General features: G+C 65.7%; 19 protein-coding genes, 1 tRNA gene and 1 pseudogene. 14 read left to right on the top strand and 7 right to left on the bottom strand.

From position 1 onward, the window contains the following. The first annotated feature begins 65 nt into the window (after positions 1–65). A complete protein-coding gene (locus CH42_RS03090) occupies positions 66–1,280 on the top strand; it encodes a heparan-alpha-glucosaminide N-acetyltransferase domain-containing protein (RefSeq protein ID WP_053351754.1) in 1,215 nt (404 codons plus the stop codon). A gap of 355 nt (positions 1,281–1,635) precedes the next feature. On the opposite strand, the gene CH42_RS03085 is transcribed toward CH42_RS03090, so the two are convergent. Further along, positions 1,636–2,703 carry a hypothetical protein gene (locus CH42_RS03085; protein ID WP_053351753.1) on the bottom strand — a complete coding sequence of 356 codons (1,068 nt, stop codon included), beginning with the start codon at positions 2,701–2,703 and terminating at the stop codon, positions 1,636–1,638. Between the two features lie 209 nt (positions 2,704–2,912). On the opposite strand from CH42_RS03085, the gene CH42_RS03080 reads away from it, so the two are divergent. Together CH42_RS03080 and CH42_RS17115 are read left to right on the top strand one after the other, a co-directional pair. Beyond that, positions 2,913–3,173, top strand: a complete 261-nt coding sequence (locus CH42_RS03080; RefSeq protein WP_053351752.1) for a hypothetical protein — start codon at positions 2,913–2,915, stop codon at positions 3,171–3,173. Positions 3,174–3,176: 3 nt separating this feature from the next. Beyond that, positions 3,177–3,323: pseudogene (locus CH42_RS17115) on the top strand (DUF2510 domain-containing protein); the annotation flags it as partial. A gap of 119 nt (positions 3,324–3,442) precedes the next feature. On the opposite strand, the gene CH42_RS03075 reads toward CH42_RS17115, so the two are convergent. Then, positions 3,443–4,159: an AbiV family abortive infection protein gene (locus tag CH42_RS03075; protein ID WP_053351751.1), complete on the bottom strand. Its 717-nt coding sequence runs from the start codon at positions 4,157–4,159 to the stop codon at positions 3,443–3,445. 194 nt (positions 4,160–4,353) lie between these two features. Between CH42_RS03075 and CH42_RS03070 the strand changes: the two genes are divergently transcribed. The 4 genes from CH42_RS03070 (at position 4,354) to CH42_RS03060 (ending at position 7,589) form a co-directional block, all read left to right on the top strand. Then, complete coding sequence (locus CH42_RS03070) at positions 4,354–4,917, top strand: recombinase family protein (RefSeq protein ID WP_053351750.1); 564 nt, start codon at positions 4,354–4,356, stop codon at positions 4,915–4,917. A 38-nt stretch (positions 4,918–4,955) separates the two neighbouring features. Then, positions 4,956–5,246 (top strand): hypothetical protein, encoded by a 291-nt coding sequence (locus CH42_RS16310; protein WP_156322450.1) that lies wholly within the window; start codon positions 4,956–4,958, stop codon positions 5,244–5,246. Beyond that, on the top strand, positions 5,233–6,291 hold the full coding sequence (locus CH42_RS03065) for an LPO_1073/Vpar_1526 family protein (RefSeq protein ID WP_053351749.1): 1,059 nt from the start codon (positions 5,233–5,235) through the stop codon (positions 6,289–6,291). Before CH42_RS16310 ends, CH42_RS03065 begins: the two co-directional genes overlap by 14 nt. 113 nt (positions 6,292–6,404) lie before the next feature. Continuing rightward, entirely contained in the window at positions 6,405–7,589 is a 1,185-nt protein-coding gene (locus CH42_RS03060; RefSeq protein WP_053351748.1) for an integrase core domain-containing protein, read from the top strand. Between the two features lie 20 nt (positions 7,590–7,609). On the opposite strand, the gene CH42_RS03055 is transcribed toward CH42_RS03060, so the two are convergent. Together CH42_RS03055 and CH42_RS03050 are read right to left on the bottom strand one after the other, a co-directional pair. Next, a tRNA-Pro gene (locus CH42_RS03055) sits at positions 7,610–7,683 on the bottom strand. Between the two features lie 155 nt (positions 7,684–7,838). Continuing rightward, positions 7,839–8,300: an aminoacyl-tRNA deacylase gene (locus CH42_RS03050; protein WP_053351747.1), complete on the bottom strand. Its 462-nt coding sequence runs from the start codon at positions 8,298–8,300 to the stop codon at positions 7,839–7,841. Positions 8,301–8,510: 210 nt separating this feature from the next. Here CH42_RS03050 and CH42_RS03045 point away from each other — a divergent pair, with 210 nt between their 5' ends. The 4 genes from CH42_RS03045 to CH42_RS03030 all read left to right on the top strand — a co-directional run bounded on the left by CH42_RS03045 (position 8,511) and on the right by CH42_RS03030 (position 12,662). Continuing rightward, complete coding sequence (locus tag CH42_RS03045; protein WP_053351746.1) at positions 8,511–9,443, top strand: NUDIX hydrolase; 933 nt, start codon at positions 8,511–8,513, stop codon at positions 9,441–9,443. Positions 9,444–9,513: 70 nt separating this feature from the next. Beyond that, entirely contained in the window at positions 9,514–10,467 is a 954-nt protein-coding gene (locus CH42_RS03040) for a LysR family transcriptional regulator (protein WP_053351745.1), read from the top strand. Between the two features lie 71 nt (positions 10,468–10,538). After that, positions 10,539–11,558: a putative oxygenase MesX gene (locus CH42_RS03035; RefSeq protein ID WP_053351744.1), complete on the top strand. Its 1,020-nt coding sequence runs from the start codon at positions 10,539–10,541 to the stop codon at positions 11,556–11,558. A gap of 78 nt (positions 11,559–11,636) precedes the next feature. After that, entirely contained in the window at positions 11,637–12,662 is a 1,026-nt protein-coding gene (locus CH42_RS03030) for a methionine synthase (RefSeq protein ID WP_053351743.1), read from the top strand. A 150-nt stretch (positions 12,663–12,812) separates the two neighbouring features. Here the strand turns inward: CH42_RS03030 and CH42_RS03025 are convergent, their stop codons facing one another. Together CH42_RS03025 and rraA are read right to left on the bottom strand one after the other, a co-directional pair. Beyond that, entirely contained in the window at positions 12,813–13,565 is a 753-nt protein-coding gene (locus CH42_RS03025; RefSeq protein ID WP_053352032.1) for a lysoplasmalogenase, read from the bottom strand. A 75-nt stretch (positions 13,566–13,640) separates the two neighbouring features. Then, positions 13,641–14,111 (bottom strand): ribonuclease E activity regulator RraA, encoded by a 471-nt coding sequence (rraA, locus tag CH42_RS03020; RefSeq protein WP_053352031.1) that lies wholly within the window; start codon positions 14,109–14,111, stop codon positions 13,641–13,643. A gap of 323 nt (positions 14,112–14,434) precedes the next feature. On the opposite strand from rraA, the gene CH42_RS03015 reads away from it, so the two are divergent. The 3 genes from CH42_RS03015 to CH42_RS03005 all read left to right on the top strand — a co-directional run bounded on the left by CH42_RS03015 (position 14,435) and on the right by CH42_RS03005 (position 17,576). Continuing rightward, positions 14,435–15,022 carry a TetR/AcrR family transcriptional regulator gene (locus CH42_RS03015; RefSeq protein ID WP_053351742.1) on the top strand — a complete coding sequence of 196 codons (588 nt, stop codon included), beginning with the start codon at positions 14,435–14,437 and terminating at the stop codon, positions 15,020–15,022. A gap of 84 nt (positions 15,023–15,106) precedes the next feature. Continuing rightward, positions 15,107–16,708, top strand: a complete 1,602-nt coding sequence (locus CH42_RS03010) for an MFS transporter (RefSeq protein ID WP_053351741.1) — start codon at positions 15,107–15,109, stop codon at positions 16,706–16,708. Between the two features lie 478 nt (positions 16,709–17,186). Next, positions 17,187–17,576, top strand: coding sequence for a DUF4190 domain-containing protein (locus CH42_RS03005; protein ID WP_053351740.1), 390 nt, complete (start codon positions 17,187–17,189; stop codon positions 17,574–17,576). 19 nt (positions 17,577–17,595) lie between these two features. Here CH42_RS03005 and CH42_RS03000 read toward each other — a convergent pair whose 3' ends face one another. After that, entirely contained in the window at positions 17,596–18,516 is a 921-nt protein-coding gene (locus CH42_RS03000; protein ID WP_053351739.1) for a DUF817 domain-containing protein, read from the bottom strand. Positions 18,517–19,151 lie beyond the last annotated feature (635 nt).

Here is a 19,151-nt window from a genome sequence, read left to right as displayed (position 1 = left end):
TCTCACGTCGCGCCGCGCCAACTTCTTCCGCCCCGCGCGCAGCTTCACCCAGTAGCGTCGCCTCCATGACGCACGTCGACGCCCCGCTCCCGGTCACCCGACCGGCACCCGAGCGTCGCTCGCGCATCCGCACGAATCTCGCACGTCTCGAGCCCCCTCACCGCATCGCCGGCGTCGATCTCGCCCGCGGGTTGGCCGTGATCGGCGTCTTCGCCGCTCACCTCGCCCTCATCGAGACACTCGAGTGGAGCGACCCCGGTACCTGGTCGGGCGTGGTTGAGGGGCGCTCGTCGGTGCTGTTCGCGATGCTCGCCGGGGTGTCGCTCGGCATCGTGTCGACGTCAGCGAAGCGCCGCCGCGAGGCTCGCGGCCCCGGCGCCGCTCGTCCGCTCTGGGGATTGCGCGTGCAGTTGCTACTGCGCGGCATCCTCATGTGGCTGCTGGGTATCTGGCTCGATGATCTCGATGTGCCGGTGTACGTGATTCTGCCCGCGTACGGGGTGCTGTTTGTGCTGGCGATCCCGTTCACGTCGCTCGCACCCCGGTACCTCCTCACGCTCTCGGCGGCGCTCGCGCTCATCGCCCCGTTTGCCGTGTGGTGGATCAACTCCACCGTCGCAGCCAGCCCGAATGCGTTTGATATTGACGAGTCGCTGCGCCTCATCGCGTGGAACTACCCCATTCCGTTCTGGATGGCCTTCATGTTCTGCGGCATGGCCGCCGGCACCCTGCTCGTGCGCTCGGTGCGCTACGCGTGGGCGCTGCTGGGCGCCGGCATCGTGCTCGCCGTCGTCGGATACGGCGTCATCGGCTCAGCGGTGCTCGCCGCCGCGGGCCCCGACGAGATCGAGTATGCCGCGCTTGGCACCCCCGAGTGGTGGTTCGCCGTGTGGCAAGACGCCCCACACTCATCCGGCATCGGCGAGGCGCTCGGCTCGGGAGGTTTCGCGCTCGCAGTGACGAGTGCGGCGGTGCTGCTGTGCCTCACTCCCGTGCGCTGGATCGCCCTACCCCTGCGAGCGGTCGGCTCCATGCCGCTCACCGCCTACGTCGCCCACATCGGCATCTGGGCGATCTGGCTCGCCGCAGAAACGGCCCGCGACCCGAGCTGGGATCCCTGGCTCGATTTCCGAGCCCTCGACCCGTTCTGGCCAATGACGCTCTGGGTCATTGCGGGGTGCACACTCTGGGCGCTGCTCTTTAAGCAGGGGCCGCTCGAGTGGGTGCTCGGGAAGGTGACGAAGGCGCCGCGAAGGTGGGATCGGGTGACGCCGGGTTGAATGCTCGGCGGTGGGGCTTCTACCAACATCGCATTGTCAATTCAGATCAACGAGACCCGTTGTGCGTGAATCCGAGCTACTGATTCGAACCGGCGACCTTTCGAGCCATGGGCAGGATCTCTCTCGGGAGCTCTCAGTACCCGGAAATCCTCTATGGGAGTAAGAATCGAGGGGCCTCGGCCGTTCCCGCCGATTCCCGCTGAATCTGTCGAAATCCCGGACCTTGCGTGCACACTTGCGTGCACACTTTCGGTGGCAAGAAGAGTACCGAACAGGCCCAAGACGAGATGCTTGGAGCGTGAGCGCGTCTGTGAAATATCCCTTGGGAGCTGCGTCCACGTGGGGGTACCTGAAGTCAACCTTCGATCCCGGGTTTGACGAGGATCGTGGTTGATGGATCGACGTCGGGTGCCCAGGCAAGCGTCGGCAAGTCGGCGCTCTCCAGGCCTGCAAGTTCAAGAGCAGCTTGACCTGACAAATGGGACGAGTTGATGGACTGCCCGTTTGCGACTGCCGCATAGAACTGTGCTGCGTAGTTGATCGCATCGGCATCCTCAATGCGGTCCGCCATCCCGATAGCGAATGGTACGACTTGTGCCACTAGTTCGTCGATCTGGGCTGCGGAGCGGCAGGAGTTTAGAAGGACGAGGAGCGGAGGATCGTCGGTTGCGCTGATCGCTCGAGCGAACGCTCGCGCTGTCACGACCACTCCCTCATGAAGTTCGTCTACTTCGTCCTCGAAGACAATCAGGTCATCGTTACTGTGGCCCGAGAAGTGGACCACGTGAGGACGGAACTTCGTAATGCCGACCAGCAAGTCAGCCGTGGTTGCTGCAGGCCGGACGTCGAGTTCGATTTGGTCCCGATGTAGCGCGGACTCAACGGCAGCGCGGATGCGCTTCTGTTCGCGCCCCACGCGGAGGTCGCCTTCAGCGGAGGCACCCAGCATGAGCACTCGGAGCTTCTCGGGTTTGGGCATTGGAAGGTGACGCAGCGCGGTGTTGACGACTACTTCGGCACCACTGATCCTCGATTCAAGCTCAGCCCGCTCAGCCGCCGCGCGACGGTCGGCCCGCTGCTGCGCGTTCTTGCGACGTCGCTCGGCGGCATCGGCCTCCGATTGTTCAGCACGGGAGAGCTTGGTCTGTAGCGCGGCTTCTTCTTTGGCGTAGCCGGCCGCACGGGTTTGCCAGCGGCTTACCTCCTTGCCTGCAGCCTCAGCTTCCTTCTCTCGTCGCTCGGCTTCTCGCAACTTGCTACTGAGGGTGGAGCTGCTCGTGGTCTTTGCGGCAGCTTGCCTTGCTCTAGCGGCATCAGCACGCTTCGAGGACTCCTTCGACCGGTACTCGCCCGCCTTTTTGTCCGCTTCGATCCGTTGCTTGCGCTTGCGGTCCAACTGTCCGCGGTATTGACTTGCGCTCATCCTGAGGTGCTCCTGCTTCGTTTACTCTCGTGTCACTTACAACGCTAGATCGAACCACCGACATTCTCCGGCTGGCGGCGAACGCCTCTCGGGATCAGGACTTCTGAGGTACAGGTGTGAATGCGAGTGCGACCACTGACGCTGGCACGAGTACGAGTATCAGCGCCGCGAGTACGACTATGACTGCGACATCTACACAAGAACATCCGATGCCGAGGGATTTCGGCGGAAGCGAGAGCACGCCATTCGCCCTCAAAGGCGCCGTTGTCATCGCCGGTGGCGCAGCCCTAGTCATCAGCGCGTCGAAGATCTTCGGCGAGAAGGGCTCCGACGCCGAAACCGAAGACGAAGGTGCGGACGAAGCTTCATCCGAGCTGCCACAGTCGACGATCATGCTGTCGGCACCGCCGGCCCCTCCCGCGACCCGCTCACTGTCTCCTGCTGGCTGGTACCAGGACGGGCGCTCGTAACTATTGAGGTGGTGGGACGGCGACACTTGGACCGATCACTTCCAGCCGACGGCCAAGCAGGCTGCAGCGGTCACCCCCGCTGTCCCCGCAGGCTGGTACCACGACAGCCAGGGTCGCAACCGATGGTGGGATGGCCGCAGCTGGACTCAGCCCGTCCAGAAATGCGATATACTCGCAGGGTCGTTGTTCAGAGCATCGCCTGCACCGACGCCGGGTGCTCGTCGAGCTAGAAGCCGTCGACGTTTACTAATGTCAACCTTTTCAAGGCTTCATTCCATCGGGCGTTCCTCGCCGGCCTGGAAGTACGCTCCGTTCCTGAACGCCTCCGACGCGCCAGCCCAGTCCTCGGGGTGGCTGATACTGAGTAACTTGTGCTGCTGCGCGTGCGTGCTGTCGTAGGGGGTGTCGGCCTCAAGCTTCATCCGGCTGTGGTCCTTGATCAGTAGCATCTCCACCACCTGCGCGGCGGTCTGCAGGTCGTCCGCGATCGTCCCCGCGTCGATGTCGCTCGGGCTGAGGATCGTCCCGTCGGCGTCGAGGTCGACGTAGAAGCCGAGCATCTTCTCCTCGTTGGCGACCTTCCCGGCGGCCTTCGCCTCGGCGTCGCGCGCGGCGAACCAGGCGTCCCAGTCGGCCTGCGTGCCGTCGACGGGGGCGTCCTCGTAGAGCGACCCGTAGTCGCCCCAGAAAGCCTCGAGCTCCTGGCCGAAGACGAACGCCACCATGTATTTGACCGCGTGCCTGCGCCCGTCCGAGGCAAGGCGCTCGACGACCTTGGACTCTTCGATGCCGCTGCTCCATGCGGACTCAAACGTCTCGTACAGCCACAGCGCCTTGCCCAGCTCCTCCTGGGCGAGCACGGTCAGGGAGCGCGCTCTGCCGAACGAGCCATGCTCGAGCAGCAGGTTCGCGTCGGTGATGAGGTTCGTCGCGTTGTCTACCAGCGACTTCCAGAAGTCTCGCGCGGCGGCCGGGGTCAGTTCCATGCCACAAGTATGCGGTCGACCCACGACAGCGGACCGCCGCACCTCCGGCGTTCAGAAATCAGTCGCCTACTGAGCATCGGGGGCATGGTCAAAATGACACGCACAAAGCAGCTGCAGGTGTGCAAAAACACGTTCATAAACAGGTACTCATTGGAGATGACAACTGAACACGTTTATCAAACGAAGCAACGACCATGGCACTGGTAGGACTGATGCGAGTGAGCACCAGGGCCCAGGAGACGGCGAGACAGCATGACGCCTTCGCCCCCATCGGCGTGACGGTCTTCGAGGAGAAGGTCAGCGGGAAGCTCAAGGTCGAGGATCGCCCAAGCCTGGCAGCCGCACTGGAGTACATGCACGAAGGCGACATGCTCACTGTGCACGAGGTGGACCGGCTAGGAGGTAGCCTCCTCGAGGGGCTGATTGTCGCCACCGACCGCTTCGAGCGTGGCGTCGCCGTGAAGGTACTCGACGGCATCGCGCAGGGCGAGCAAAACGAGCGGAGCCTGATTCTTGATCTGGCACTCGCGCTGGCCGATGATCGTCGGCGCGACATCGTGCACAAGACCAGGCACGGGCTGGACGCAGCACGTGCCTGCGGCAAGGTCGAGGGTCGACCTCGGGTGGTCGACGACGACAAGCGAGCGGTGATCCTCGCTCGCCGCGAGAAGGGCAAGTCGATCCGGGTGATCGCCTCAGCCGTTGACGTCTCCGTCGGGGCCGTGTCGGGCGTGCGAGCGGAGGCCACGACCGGCTGACTCTCAGAGCAGCGACCGAAGATCGATATGGTTCTGACATGAGCACACCAGACAGACTTGTCACTGCAGGCGGTGTCGTTGTCGGCCTTGGGGGCGCATTAGGGGTGGCCTACTACATCTACACGCTTGAGAACGACCTTACTTTTTGGTCTTGGCAAGGCGTCGTCGCTCTTGTCGTGACAGGACTTGGCCTGATCCTTCTCGTAGCGGGACTTCTTCGACGCGATACGCCTTCCGCTGCTCAACGACAGCGCGGCGGCAAGGCGTCGACTAATTACCAGGCAGGAAGAGACATGACGATCGGTCGGAGCGAAGATGCAGATGGGTAGGCGCGATCAGGCGCAAAAAGCCGGCGACAATTCCACCAACTATCAAGCGGGCAAGGATATTCATGTGCACGGCCTTTCGATCGACGAAGCCCGCACTGTCGCGCTTGACGTGTTTAGGAGCAACGCGCTCGAACTTGCCGGCGTTGCCCAGACACTGGCCGTAGCGCGCGCTGAGCAGCTGACCAATGAATTTCTGACCAAGCTTGAAACAGAGATACCCGAGCGGGTCGATCAACTTGCGGATCCCGACGTCCAAAGCGTCGTCTTCCAGGCGCAGAAGGAGTTCGCTCGCTCCGGTGAAGACGATCTTCGCGTGGCGCTCGTGGATCTCTTGGCAGCACGCGTTGGTGAGGAGGATCGAAACCTACGAACTCTGGCGCTCAACGAGGCTATTGTGTCTGCACCGAAGCTGACCGAGAGGCAACGACGAGCGATCGCTTGGGTCTTCTACTTGATGTACACGCGACCCACAAATGTAGGTACGCCTGAGGACCACTACTTACGGTTGAAGAATGAAGTTTCCGCTCTCGGAATCTCACTCCCTACGGGCCACGCAGACTACCAGCACATCGAATACGTCGGCGCTGGATCGCTGAGTATCTCGAGCCATAGCTTCGCCAATGGGATCATGTCGGGCGTTGAAGGCCTCTACACCAAAGGCTTCGCCGAGAACGATATTGATGCGGCCCTGCTGACCGAACTGCAGGCATGCCAATTCGTGATCCCGGCGTTGCGAGATCAGAGCCGCTTTCAGTTGGCCCTTCTTGCGGATGAAGATCTCGAGAAGCGTGCCACAGCGCTCGGGCTCGAAGGACGGATCCCAGACCTGAAAAATGTGGTTAGTCTCGGGCGCATGTCAGAAGGGGAGGTGTCGGACGAGGTAGTCGAAAGAGTGCCAGAACTCAGCACCCTTCGTGATACATGGGATGATGACAAGACGGGTCTTCGATCGTTGACGCTGACGTCGGTTGGGTTGGCGCTCGGTCACGCGTACTGGACACGGTTGACCGGCAGCAATGCTTCGCTGGAGATCTGGCTGCCGTAGGTCGTCGCGCGAAGCACGGCTTTGTCTGGTTTCAGCACATAGTGGACACCTGTCTCACGACATCGTGGACACCCAACTCCCCTTACTGCTGATGTCTCGGGACATCATGGACAGTGCACCGCAACCAACTCCTCATCCACGCGATCACCATCCAGGGCCTGTCCTACCGTGAAGCAGCCCGCGTGTACGGGGTCTCCAAATCACTCGTCCACAAAGTGCACCAACGCTTCCTCACTGAAGGCGACGCGGGCCTGGCGCCACGCTCTCGCGCACCCCGCACCCGCCCCAACCAGACCCCACCAGAAGTGCGCCAGCGCATCCTTGAACTCCGAACCAAGCTCCACGCCCACGGAAGCGATGCCGGGGCCGACACCATCCACACCTACCTCGCCCGAGAACACATCGTCGTGTCCCGGGCAACGATCTGGCGCATCCGGAAACGTTCCGGGCAGATCACCCCGCAACCCCAGAAACGGCCGCGCTCGTCCTGGCAACGCCTCCAAGCACAGCAACCCAACGAGATGTGGCAATCCGATTTCACCCACCATCGCCTCACCACGGGGCAAGAGATCGAGATCATCGGTTGGCTCGACGACCACTCCCGCTATCTCCTGCACCTCACCGCGCATCCGCGCGTGACCGGACGCATCGTGGTCGATACATTCACGTCATCCGCGAACTCTCACGGGCATCCCGCATCAACACTCACCGATAAGGGCATGGTCTACACCACCCGTCTTGCACGCGGCGGGCAGCAGGCCGGCCTGAACGCGTTCGAAACGCTCCTGAAGCTCGAGGGCATCACCCAGAAAAACGGGCGCCCCTACAAACCCACCACGCAGGGCAAGATCGAACGGTTCTGGCAGACCCTGAAGAAGTATCTCGCGCAGAACAATGTCGCGACCCTGAGCGAGCTCCACCTCGTGCTCGATCGCTTCCGCGAGCACTACTACGAGGTCCGCCCGCATCGCGCGATCAGCCGGCGCACCCCGCATGACGCGTACACGTTGATCCCGAAAGCGACACCCGTGAAACCCGATACCCCGGACACGTGGCAGGTCCGATACGACATCGTGGGGAAAACCGGGACGATCTCGCTCCGGCACGCAGGCCGCCTCAAACATCTCGGGATCGGCCGGGAACACGCGCGCACCGAGATCATCTGCCTCGTCCACGCACATCACGCGACCGTGATCACGCACACCGGTGACTTCCTTGGGGAATACGACATCGACCCAGAAAAGGACTACCAACGAAAAACACCCGGACCCACACAGTGTGGGTCCGGGTGTCCATGATGTCCTGAGACATCACACGGTCGGGCTGACAGGATTTGAACCTGCGACCCCTTGACCCCCAGTCAAGTGCGCTACCAAGCTGCGCCACAGCCCGTTGTTCTCCAGCGAGCCGATCAGAGACTGATCTGGTGCCGAGGCAACCCCTCTATATTACCCACATTCCGGCGACGCAAATAACCAGCCGGCCAGAAACCCAAGCACCGCCGGAGATTCCACTGCGAGAGCGCGAATGCACCCCGGGCGCGCCACTCATTCCGACGTGAGATCCACCACACTCGCACCATACGCAACTGCGAGCTCGTCGGCCCAGACCAGCGCTCCGAACGCGGGGCTGCCCGAGCCGATCGCGATCCGGCGCCCCGCGAGCCGCGCGTCGATCACCACGGGCCACGAACCGGCAGCGCCCAAAGGTGAGATGGTGCCGCGCACGTAGCCGGTCGCGGCGAACGCGCCGTCGGCGTCGGGCAGCGACAGCTTGTTCACGCCGAGCAGCTTGCGCAGCTTCGCCCACGAGAACTGCGCATCGACGGGGGTGAGCACGAGCACGAAGCGATCCTTCGCCTGCACCACGATCGTCTTCACGAGCTCGAGCCCGTCGACCGGCGCGGGCCGCTGCCCCGGCTCGCGCGGCACGAACTCGACCGCGAGCCCGCGGGCCTCGGCATCGGCGGCGGCGAGCGCCACAGCGGCGGGCGATTCAGGGGCGGTCATCGATACTCCTTGGGCAGGGCGCAGGGCGGCAGCGTGGAAATGAATAAAAGGCGCGAGCAAACCCGCGGGCCACGTCGAGTGCAACACCGCCCCACCGCTCGCGCATTCCCGCACCCCATCCGTACCCGCTTGAGCCCCGCCCACACCCGCCCGCAGCAAAAGCACCCGCAACCCCAGCACCGAGCCCGCCAACCCGACTACGCTGAGACCATGAGCGACCTCCGAAACTCCGGCGATGCCTGGGTCACCGCCGACGACGGAGGCCGCTACTGGGGCCGCTTCGGCGCCGCCGGCCTGCTCGCCTACGATCACGCACGCGATGCGATCCTGCTGCAGCACCGTGTCACCTGGAGCGATCACGGTGACACCTGGGGCATTCCGGGCGGCGCCCGCCACGAGGGTGAGGGTGCGATTGCCGGGGCGATCCGCGAATCGCAAGAAGAAGCCGGGGTGCCCGACGACGCCGTGCGCGCCCGCTACACCCACGTGCTCGACCGCGGCGGATGGACGTACACGACCCTCATCGCCGACGTCACCACCCCGTTCGAACCCGAGATCACCGACCCCGAAAGCCACGCCCTCGCCTGGGTGCCGCTCGACCAGGTCGACGACCTCCCCCTGCACCCCGCGTTCGCGACCAGCTGGCAGCTGCTGCGCCCCCTGCTCGGCCCGCCGCCCACGGTCGTGGTCGACGCCGCGAACGTCATCGGCAGCGTACCCAACGGCTGGTGGAAAGACCGCAGGGGCGCCGCAGTGCGGTTGCGGGATCGCCTGACCGATTTCGTGCACTCCCGCGATGGCATTCGAGCCGGGTTCCTTGACCTCGCCGAGCCCCGCGTGCCCGGCCTCGAGCGCGTCTACCCCGATTGGATCCTCGTCGTCGAGGGCACCGCGCGCGGCATTGAGAGCACCGACGCCGTGCACGTGCTCAGCGCCGAAGAGACGGGCGACGACACCATCGTCGGAGCCGTCGAAATGCTGAAGGCCGGCGGATCAATCACCACCGTCGTCACCAGCGACGCCGAGCTGCGCGTGCGGGTCACCGCCGCGGGGGCCACGGCCATTCGCGGGGTCAAGAAGCTGCTGCGGATCCTGCCCGAAGAGCTCACCGAGCCACCCGTCACGGGTGCGCTGGAACTGTAACAGTTCGCCACACTCCCGCTCCGACTATCAGGAAAGCGAGCCACCCAGCAACTCGCGATAGCCTCGCTCTATGGCTAGAACCGGCACGAGCGCGGCCCGCGGCATCACCCTGCAGCAGCTGAGATACTTCGTCGAGGTCGCCGCCGAGGGCTCCATCAGCGCGGCCGCCGACCTGCTCTACGTCTCGCAGCCCACCATGTCGGCCGCGCTCAAAGACCTCGAAAACCGCGTCGGATCGACACTCTTCGTCCGCTCCACCCGCGGGGTCACGCTCACCGAAGACGGCACCGAGTTTCTGGGCTACGCCCGACAGGTCACCGAACAGGCCGAGCTGCTCGAGCAGCGCTACCTCGGTCGGGCACCCTCGCGCCGCCTACTCGCGGTGTCGACGCAGCACTACTCGTTCGTCGTCGACGCGTTCGCCCGCATGGTGAAGGCCTCGGGCGCCGCGGAGTACGCGTTCAGCCTGCGCGAGTCGCGCACCTGGGACATCATCGAAGACGTGCGCACTCTACGCAGCGAGCTCGGCGTACTCTTCCGCAACGACTTTAACCGCAACGTCATCGACAAGCTGCTGCGCGACTCGGGGCTCACCTTCACTCCCCTGTTCCTCGCCACCCCACACATCTTCATCGCGCGCACCAACCCGCTCGCCGGCCGCGCGCGGGTCACGCTCGACGACCTCGACGAGCTGCCCCGCCTCACCTTCGACCAGGGCGCCAACAACTCGTTCTACTTCGCCGAAGAGATTCTCTCGACCCGCTCGGTCGCGCAAGACATCCGCGTCAGCGACCGCGCCACCATCTTCAACCTCATGATCAGCCTCGGCGGATACACCATCTCGACCGGCATCATCTCCGACGATCTCGACCCCTCGATCGTGGCCGTGCCGCTCGACGTCGACGAGCGCATTGAGATTGGGTGGATCGGCCAGACGCACATCGCGCTCACCGCACAGGCGCAGCGTTTCGTCGACGAGATGCGCGACGTCGTTGCCGATTTCGGTGTCGAGCTCTTGACATAGGTTTTGCCTCTGGCAGAGCATCGCCCATACCGATGGGGCTATATCTCCGGGTTCTGCCTACACTCGAAAACATGACATCCGAGTGCACGTTCAGCATCAGCACCACCCGCTTCGACGAAGACTACGCGCCGTCGGCGAATTCGCGCAGCACCACCAACTTCGCGAACCTGGCCCGCGGCGAAAAGCGCCAGCAGAACCTGCGCAACGCCCTCACCATGATCGACAACCGCTGCAACGAGCTCGTGCACTGGGACAACCCGACCCGCGACCGCTACAAGGTCGAGCTCGACATCGTCTCGGTCGACCTGCACATCCCGGCCGCCGGCGAAGACAGCGCGTTCCCGGTCATCGAAGTGCTCGACGTGCAGATTCTCGACACGCACACCGGCCAGCGCGTGCCCGGCATCGCGGGCAACAACTTCTCGTCGTACATCCGCGACTACGACTTCAGCGTCGTGCTCCCCGCGCACAAGGCGAGCGGCGCGAAGGGCCTGCCGGGCGACTTCGGCGATCTGCACGGCCAGGTCTTCGAGCGCTTCCTCGCGTCTTCCGCGTACCGGGATCGCTTCACGCAACCTCCCGTCATCTGCATCAGCGTCTCGACCTCGCGCACGTATCATCGACTCGTGAACGAGCACCCCGTGCTGGGCGTCGAGTACCAGCAAGACGAGTACTCGCTGACCGACCAGTACTTCGCGAAGATGGGCCTGAACGTGCGCTACTTCATGCCGCGCGGCGCCGCAGCCCCGCTCGCGTTCTACCACCGCGGCGACCTGCTCAACGACCACTCGCCGCTCGCGCTGGCGGCGACCATCGGCACGATGGAGACCTTCCAGAAGATCTACCGCCCCGAGATCTACAACGCCACCACCTCGGCCGCCGACGTCTACCGGCCGACCCTCGAGAACGCCGACTTCTCGCCCACGCAGGTCTACTACGACCGCGTGGAGCGCAGCCAGCTCGGCACGATCCAGGGCAAGTTCACCGAGGTGAACCTGATGCAGCCCTACGGCTCGGTGCTCGAAGAGTGGGTCGCCGGCGACGCGGGTGCTGCAGAGTCGGTGGCGGATCCCGCACCCGCCTTCGCTTAACCCCGACCGCCAGCGGCCGCGTCGCGGCCCTGGCCCGCCGCGCCACTGACCGCACGTCACAACCCTGAGGAATCATCGATGAACGCACTCCTGCCCACCGCGATCGTTGGCAGCCTGCCGAAGCCGTTGTGGCTCTCTGAGCCCGAGAAGCTGTGGTCGCCCTGGAAGCTCGAGGGCGACGACCTCGCGGTCGGCAAGCTCGATGCGCAGTCGCTCGCGGCCGAGGAGCAGCGTCGCGCGGGTCTCAGCATCATCAGCGACGGTGAGCAGACGCGTCAGCACTTCGTCACGACGTTCATCGAGCACCTCAGCGGGGTCGACTTCGAGCGCCGCGAGACCGTGCGCATTCGCAACCGCTACGACGCGAGCGTGCCGACCGTCACGGGTGCGGTGAGCCGCGAGCACTCCGTGTTCGCCGAAGACGCGAAGCGCCTGCGCGCCGAGACCGACCAGCCGATCAAGTGGGCGCTCCCCGGTCCCATGACGATGATCGACACGCTGTACGACGCGCACTACCAGAGCCGCGAGAAGCTGGCGTGGGAGTTCGCGACGATCCTGAACCAGGAGGCGAAGGAGCTTGAGGCTGCCGGCGTCGACATCATCCAGTTCGACGAGCCCGCGTTCAACGTGTTCTTCGACGAGCTGAAGGATTGGGGCGTCGCCGCCCTCGAGCGCGCCACCGAAGGTCTCAAGGCGCAGACCGCTGTGCACATTTGCTACGGCTACGGCATCAAGGCGAACAACGACTGGAAGGCCACGCTCGGCGAGGAGTGGCGCCAGTACGAGGAGTCGTTCCCGCTGCTGCAGCAGTCGTCGCTCGACATCATCTCACTCGAGTCGCACAACTCGCGCGTGCCCGTCGAGGTCATCGAGATGCTGCGCGGCAAGAAGGTCATGCTGGGCGCGATCGACGTCGCCAGCGACACCATCGAGACGCCCGAGGAGGTTGCCGCGACGCTGCGCCGCGCGCTCCCCTACGTCGACGCCGACAAGCTCATTCCGAGCACCAACTGCGGCATGGCCCCCCTTTCGCGCGGCGTCGCCCGCGACAAGATGGTGGCGCTCGCGGCGGGCGCGGAGCTGCTGCGCGCCGAACTCGCGTAGGCGCTGGTGGGGCCGCGCGCGGCCCCACCAGCGCCGCCACCGGCGCTCATCACCCAATCTGCACGCAGCAGAACACATCCACTCCCACAGAGGGTGATGACTGCAGATTGGGTGCTGGCCGCAGCGGAGGGGCAGCTGCGCGACTCGCGGCTAAGCCGTCAGCGGCGTCGCGGGCGATGCGGGGTCGCCGGCGCCCGAAGCGCCACTCGCGTTCTCAGCGGTATCGCGTCGTCGCAGCGCCGCCACGATACCGAACGCGATGAGGCCCTGGCCGAGCGTGTAGGTGAGCATGACGAGCCCGTTCGTCCAGATCGACGTGCCGGGCACGAAGAGCCGGAACGCGAGGATTGCGTCGGAGAGCAGAAAGAGCGCGCCACCGAGCCCCACGATCGGGCCGCACCGGGTCGCCATCGCGGCGGTGGCGGCGAGCAGCACCCCGTAGGCCATCACTGCCCCCGAGAGCGACTTCGTGTGCGGCAGCAGCAGCGCGATGAGTACGAGGTACGCGACTACGTAGACCAGGCTCCACGCCGGCAGTCGGCGCGCGGCGATGCCGCGACCGCGCCACATCAGCAGCACGTACGCGATGTGGGCGATGCCGAAGCACGCGAGCATCATTGGCAGCTCGTCGCGGAACATCGGGAAGAACCACCGCGCCCCGTCGCCGAGCCACGAAAACACGATGGCAATGACGAGCACCGTGAGCGCGCCCACCGGCACCGGCCGCACACGCAGCCCGGGCACGAAGACGAGCGACGCGACGACGGCGCCGACGAGCAGCGGCATGAGCAGCAGCTTCGTCCACCCCTCGAAGGCGTACTGGCCGAAGCACGCGATGACGTGCACCACGGAGATCACCGCGTACGGTACGAATGGCCACAGGGCACGGGTGCGCTCGGTCATACTCGCATCATAGGGCTCGCGGGGCATCATCGCAGCGCTCGAAATCGTCAGAGGTCTCGTGTCGCTCGCACGCGGCTACGGCTCGATCAAGATGCCGTCGTCATCGCACCAGACCTGCGCGCCTGGCCTGAACGTCACGCCGCCGATCTCGACCGGCACGTCGAACTCACCGGCGCCCGTCTTCGTGGACTTCGCGGGGTTCGACCCGAGCGCCTTCACTCCAAACGGCAGGGTACCGATCGCGACACGGTCACGAATGGCGCCGTTCACGATGAGACCCGCCCAGCCGTTGTCGCAGGCGAGCTCCGCGATCATGTCGCCGACCAGCGCGGTCTCCAGCGATCCGCCACCATCGATCACCAGCACGGCACCCTCACCCGGGCCCGAGAGCACCTCTTTGAGCAGCGCGTTGTCTTGATGGCACTTGACCGTGCGCACGACACCCGTGAAGCCGGTCATACCGCCGATGTTCTGGAACTGCAGCGAGACCGACTCCAGCTCGCTGCCGCGCTCGTCGTATAAGTCTGCGGTGCTGACCTGCGCCATGATGTTGCTCCCCTCTTGCGGCCACCCCTTCCGGTGACCGCGTACCGACGTGGTGGCGGTGTGTGCGTCTGACGTTACCTGCATCCTCAGACATTCGGGTGAGGCGCGGCAATCGGAGGCAATCCGGTGCGAGGTCGTCATCGGTAGGCAACACGTGAAGCGATCCCGAACTGTACAAAAGTACATGTACACATGTACAGTTACTGGCAGACCCGCACCCCACCCCGGATCAGTGTCACGTTCTGCGCCAAATCACCACGGTTTCGCGCAGAAAGTGACACCGATCCGCAAATGCAGCAAGCAAACCCCGACCCCGGAGCACCATGAACGCAGAGACCGCCACGCAGGCCGCACCGCGTCGCCGCGACCCCGAGGGTCGACGCCGGGCGATCCTGGAGGCAGCCACCGCGATCATCGTCGAGCAGGGTCCTGCCGCCCTCACCCACCGCGCCGTCGCCGCGCGCGCGTCGGTGCCGCTCGGGTCGACCACCCAGTACTTCACGTCGATCGACGACCTGCGCGAGTCAGCGCTGCAGGCCCTCGCCGACGAAATTGACGAGGCGCTCGCCCGCCTTGAGCCGCTCGCCGAGCACTTCATCGACGATCCGGGGCCCGTCGTCGACGAGATGCTCCGCTACCTCAGCGACGAGCGCACCGTGCACGCCGACATCGCGCTGATGACCGCCGGCACCACCGACGAACGATTGCGCGCACTCGCGCTGCGCTGGCCGGAGCGCCTCATCGAGATTCTCGGGCCGTGCGTCGGCGAAGAGCGCGCCATTGCGATCGCGGTCTTCCTCGACGGGGCAACGATGCACGCTGGCCTCACCCGGGCCCCGCTCAGCCGCGATCAGATCATGCGCACACTGACGGCGCTCGCGACGATGCCGGTTCCCGACCCCGCGACGTAGTGGGGCTCGGCCGCACCGCGGCCGGCCCGATCCTGCACCACACCTCCCACCCCGGAACACAGCGACCCTGGAAAGGCCGTGACCATGTCCGATCTGCACACCAACCATACCCCGACCCCGCGCAACGAGCAGTCGAGCAGCACGCACGCAGCGAGCGCCGAAGCACCCCGCGCCCCGCTCAGCAAGCGCCGCCGCTGGGCCGCGCTCAGCGTGCTCACCGCGAGCCTGCTCGTGATCACGATGGATATGACCATCTTGAACATCGCGCTGCCCGAAATGGCGGCCGAGCTGCACCCGACGTCGTCGCAGCAGCTCTGGATCATCGACGTGTACTCCCTCGTGCTCGCCGGCCTGCTGGTCTCGTTCGCGGCGATCGCCGACCGTTGGGGCCGCAAGCGCATGCTGCTGCTTGGTTATACGATCTTCGGCGCCTCGTCGCTGCTGGTGCTGTTCGCGACGAACGCGGAGTCGGTCATCGCCATTCGCGCCATCTTGGGCATCGGCGGCGCGATGATCATGCCGATTACGCTGTCGCTGATTCGCGTCATTTTCACGAGCGCCCGTGAGCGCGCCACCGCCCTCGCGATCTGGGCTGCGGTGTCGGGCCTCGGCGCCGCGTTCGGGCCGCTCATCGGCGGCGTGCTGCTCGAGCACTTCTCGTGGCACGCGGCGTTCCTGGTGAACGTGCCGCTGATGGCGATCGGTGTGATCGCGGGCATCCTGATCCTCCCCGAGTCGCGCGTCGCGCACCCGGGCCGCTGGGACTTCATTGCGGCCGCGCTGTCGCTCGTCGGCATGACGCTGCTCGTGTGGGCGATCAAGACGTTCGGCAAGGAGGCGAGCGTGCTCGTTCCCGAGGCGATCGTCGCGTTCGTCGCCGGCGCCGGGCTGCTCGTGTGGTTCGTGCTGCGCTGCCTGCGCAGCGACGCCCCACTGCTCGACCTGGGCTTGTTCCGCAACCGCGTGTTCTCGGCCGGCACGATCGCCGCACTCGGCTCGACGTTCGCTATGATGGCCGCGCTGCTGCTCATCGCGCAGTGGCTGCAGCTCGTCGACGGCGCCTCGCCGGTCGAGGCCGGCGTGCGCCTCTTCCCGATCGCGATCACGGGCGCGCTGGCATCGCTCGCGGCCCCGGCTGTTGCACGCCGCATCGGCGCGCGAGCCGTGCTCTCGGGCGGGCTCGGGCTCGCTGGGCTCGGCATGTTGCTCATCGGCGTGCAACCCGGCACGCTCTCACTGCTCACGGTGATCATCGGCCTGTGCCTCGTGGGCGCGGGCACCGGATCCCTCGCCATCGCCTCCGCAATGATCATGCACGGATCACCCGAAGAGAAGGCGGGCAACGCCGGCGCAATCGAGGAGACCTCGTACGAGCTCGGCGCCGTGCTCGGCGTGGCGATCCTCGGCAGCATCTCAGCGCTGCTCTACCGCACCGAGTTCATGGGCGCGAGCGTGCTCACGGGCATCGACCGCACTCTCGCCACGCAGGCCGAGGAGTCGCTCGGGGCCGCGGTCTCGATCGCGGCCGAGCTCAACCTCCCCGAGCTGGGCCAGCAGGCGGGCGTCGCGTTCACACACGCGATGCAGTCGACCGGGATCGCCGGAGGCATCATCATGTTCGCCGTCGCCGTGGCCGTGTTCGTGACGACGCCCAAGGGCACCGACGTCTCGGAGGCCTCGCACTAGGCGCGCTGGCCCCGAGCTGCCCCCGAGCCCGCGCCCAACGCGCGAGAACTTAATGGCAGTTTGGTGCGCTAAAACCACTAATAGCGCACCAAACTGCCATCAAACCTTCTAGCGCGGGTTCCGAAGCCACCCCGAGTGCAGAGCACCAGCACCTGATGACCCGTGTGATGCACTAAAACCCCGTTTAGCGCACCACACGGGTCATCAAATTCGCACGCGACCGCAGCCCTTCAACGGCCTCGCACGGAGCACTGCGCGCGAAGGCTGAGCGAACGGGGTGCGGCGATCCGGCACCCGGGTGACCCTGAGCCGACCCCTCGCCGCACCCCGAACGACCCTGACCTCGGTACTGCGCGAAGCGGTACCGGGGTCTCATGCGGTTGATACCTCGGGCCGACGCGGTGACCGGGGGTGCGAACGTACCTTGGAATCATCGCGGACGAACAGCCGGTTCGCCCCGCATCGAGAGGAGCACACCATGAGCGCCACCCTGACCCCCGACGTCACCGAGACCACCGCACACACCACCGTCGCCCCCGACACGGCGCCGGTGCCCGCGAGCAACGCCGCATCGACCGGCTCAGTGCCGTTCCCGAACGGGCCGGTCGCCAACGACCACTCGCGCGCCTTCACGATCACCAGCTTCGTGCTCGGCATCGCGTCGGTCGCGAGCGGCTGGACCTTCTTTGCCCCCATCACCGGACTCATCTTCGGCATCCTCGCCCTGCGCCGCGGCACGCAAGACCGCGCCCTCGCACTCTGGGGTGTCTGGTTGAACGCGGCGATGCTCGCCATCTGGGCCGTCATCGCCCTCGCCGGAGCCGCAGTCTTCGGCTTCGCCGCACTCGCGCATCTCGCCGCGGTCTAACCCGCCCACGGCTGCCGGATCACCGCGCGTGCGTCACCTCGACCGCGTCAGGTCGCCTGGGTCGATACACCCAGGTGACCATGACGACCGAGATGATCATGAGCAGCAGCCACGAGATGATCTTCTGCCCCGACACGAACTCCCACCCCTCGGCCTGGTTCGGGTAGAGCCAGGCGCCCGAGAGGGTGGCGATGTTCTCGGCGATCCAGATGAACACGGCCACCCCGAGAAACACGGGCAGCAGCGGCACCTTGAGCGTCGCGCGCCAGATTCGGAAGTGCATCATCGTCGGGAACCACAGCAGCACGACGGCGGCGAGCAGGATCCACCGCACGTCGAACACATAATGGTGCGTGAAGAAGTTCGCGTAGATCGCCACCGCCACTACGGTGGTCGCCCAGATTGGCGGATACCGCGTGAACCGCAGGTCATGCAGCCGGTAGATACGCACCATGTACGACCCGACCGCGGCGTACATGAACCCGCTGAACAGCGGCACCGCGCCCAGACGCAGCACTCCGTCGGCCGCGTACGCCCACGAGCCCACGTCGGTCTTGAACAGCTCCATCACGGTGCCCGTGATGTGGAACAGCACGATCACCCAGAGCTCGCGCCCGCTCTCGAGCTTGCCGACGAGCATTCCGACCTGGATCGCCACCGCCGCGATCGTCATCGCGTCATTGCGGGCGAGCACCGCATCGTCGGGGTACCACAGCCGGACCGCGACGATCACGACGAGCATGAGCGCCCCGAAGACGCAGGCCCACGCCTGCTTCAACAGGAAGACGGCGACCTCGATGAGCACCGCGCGCACCCCACTGGCCGGCTTCCCCGCGAGCAGGCGATGGGCGGTGCGGTCGATGACTCGCTCGAGCGGCGTGAGCTGGCGGGTCGAGGTCTCAGCGAGGGTGAGGTCAGTGGGGCTGTTGTCTCTGGACATGTTCTTCCTGGCGCCGCGCTCCCCGGGGCTCTTCTCCCCGGCTCCGCTCTCCCCAGCTCCGCTCTTGCTGAGCCGGTGGCCCCGAGACCCACGGTCCCCGGGCGTCTCTGGTCGCTCGCCGGCACTCCCGGACTGCTCCGCGCGCTCGCGAGGCTCCCCCGCCTCCCCCGGCGTTGACGCAGCATCTCCCATGCAGAGAGGCTAGCGTGCACCGGCTGGGTGATCCTGCACTGGCTGCCTGGCTGCTTGGCTGCGTGCCGCGCCCTGCGCCCTGCGCCCCCTCCCAACTCCCGACTCCCAACCCCTTCGCGAGCGCACCACTTTCTCCCGAGTGCACCAGCCACAAAGGGGTGCACTTGCGCACAAGTGGTGCATTCGCGGCCGGGAACCCATTGCAGGGGCGAGGGTCACCACCGCGTGCACTGTCCAAGTACTCCTCGCAAGGGGCCCCGCCACCTCGCACCTCGCCCCCCTCGCGACCATGCCCCCGCCCTCCCGCGAGCGCACCACTTTCTCCCGAGTGCACCAGGCACGAAAGGGTACGCTCGCGTAAAAGTGGTGCACTCGCGGTGGAAACCAGCCACCCGGCCACCCAGCGACCTCGCCAAGCAACCACCCGCCCCACACACGGAAGC

It is taken from the genome of Leucobacter musarum subsp. musarum, from assembly GCF_001273845.1.
Taxonomy (GTDB): Bacteria; Actinomycetota; Actinomycetes; order Actinomycetales; family Microbacteriaceae; genus Leucobacter; species Leucobacter musarum.
Note: the sequence above shows the minus strand (reverse complement) of the source record. Positions and strands in the feature narration are given on the sequence as shown.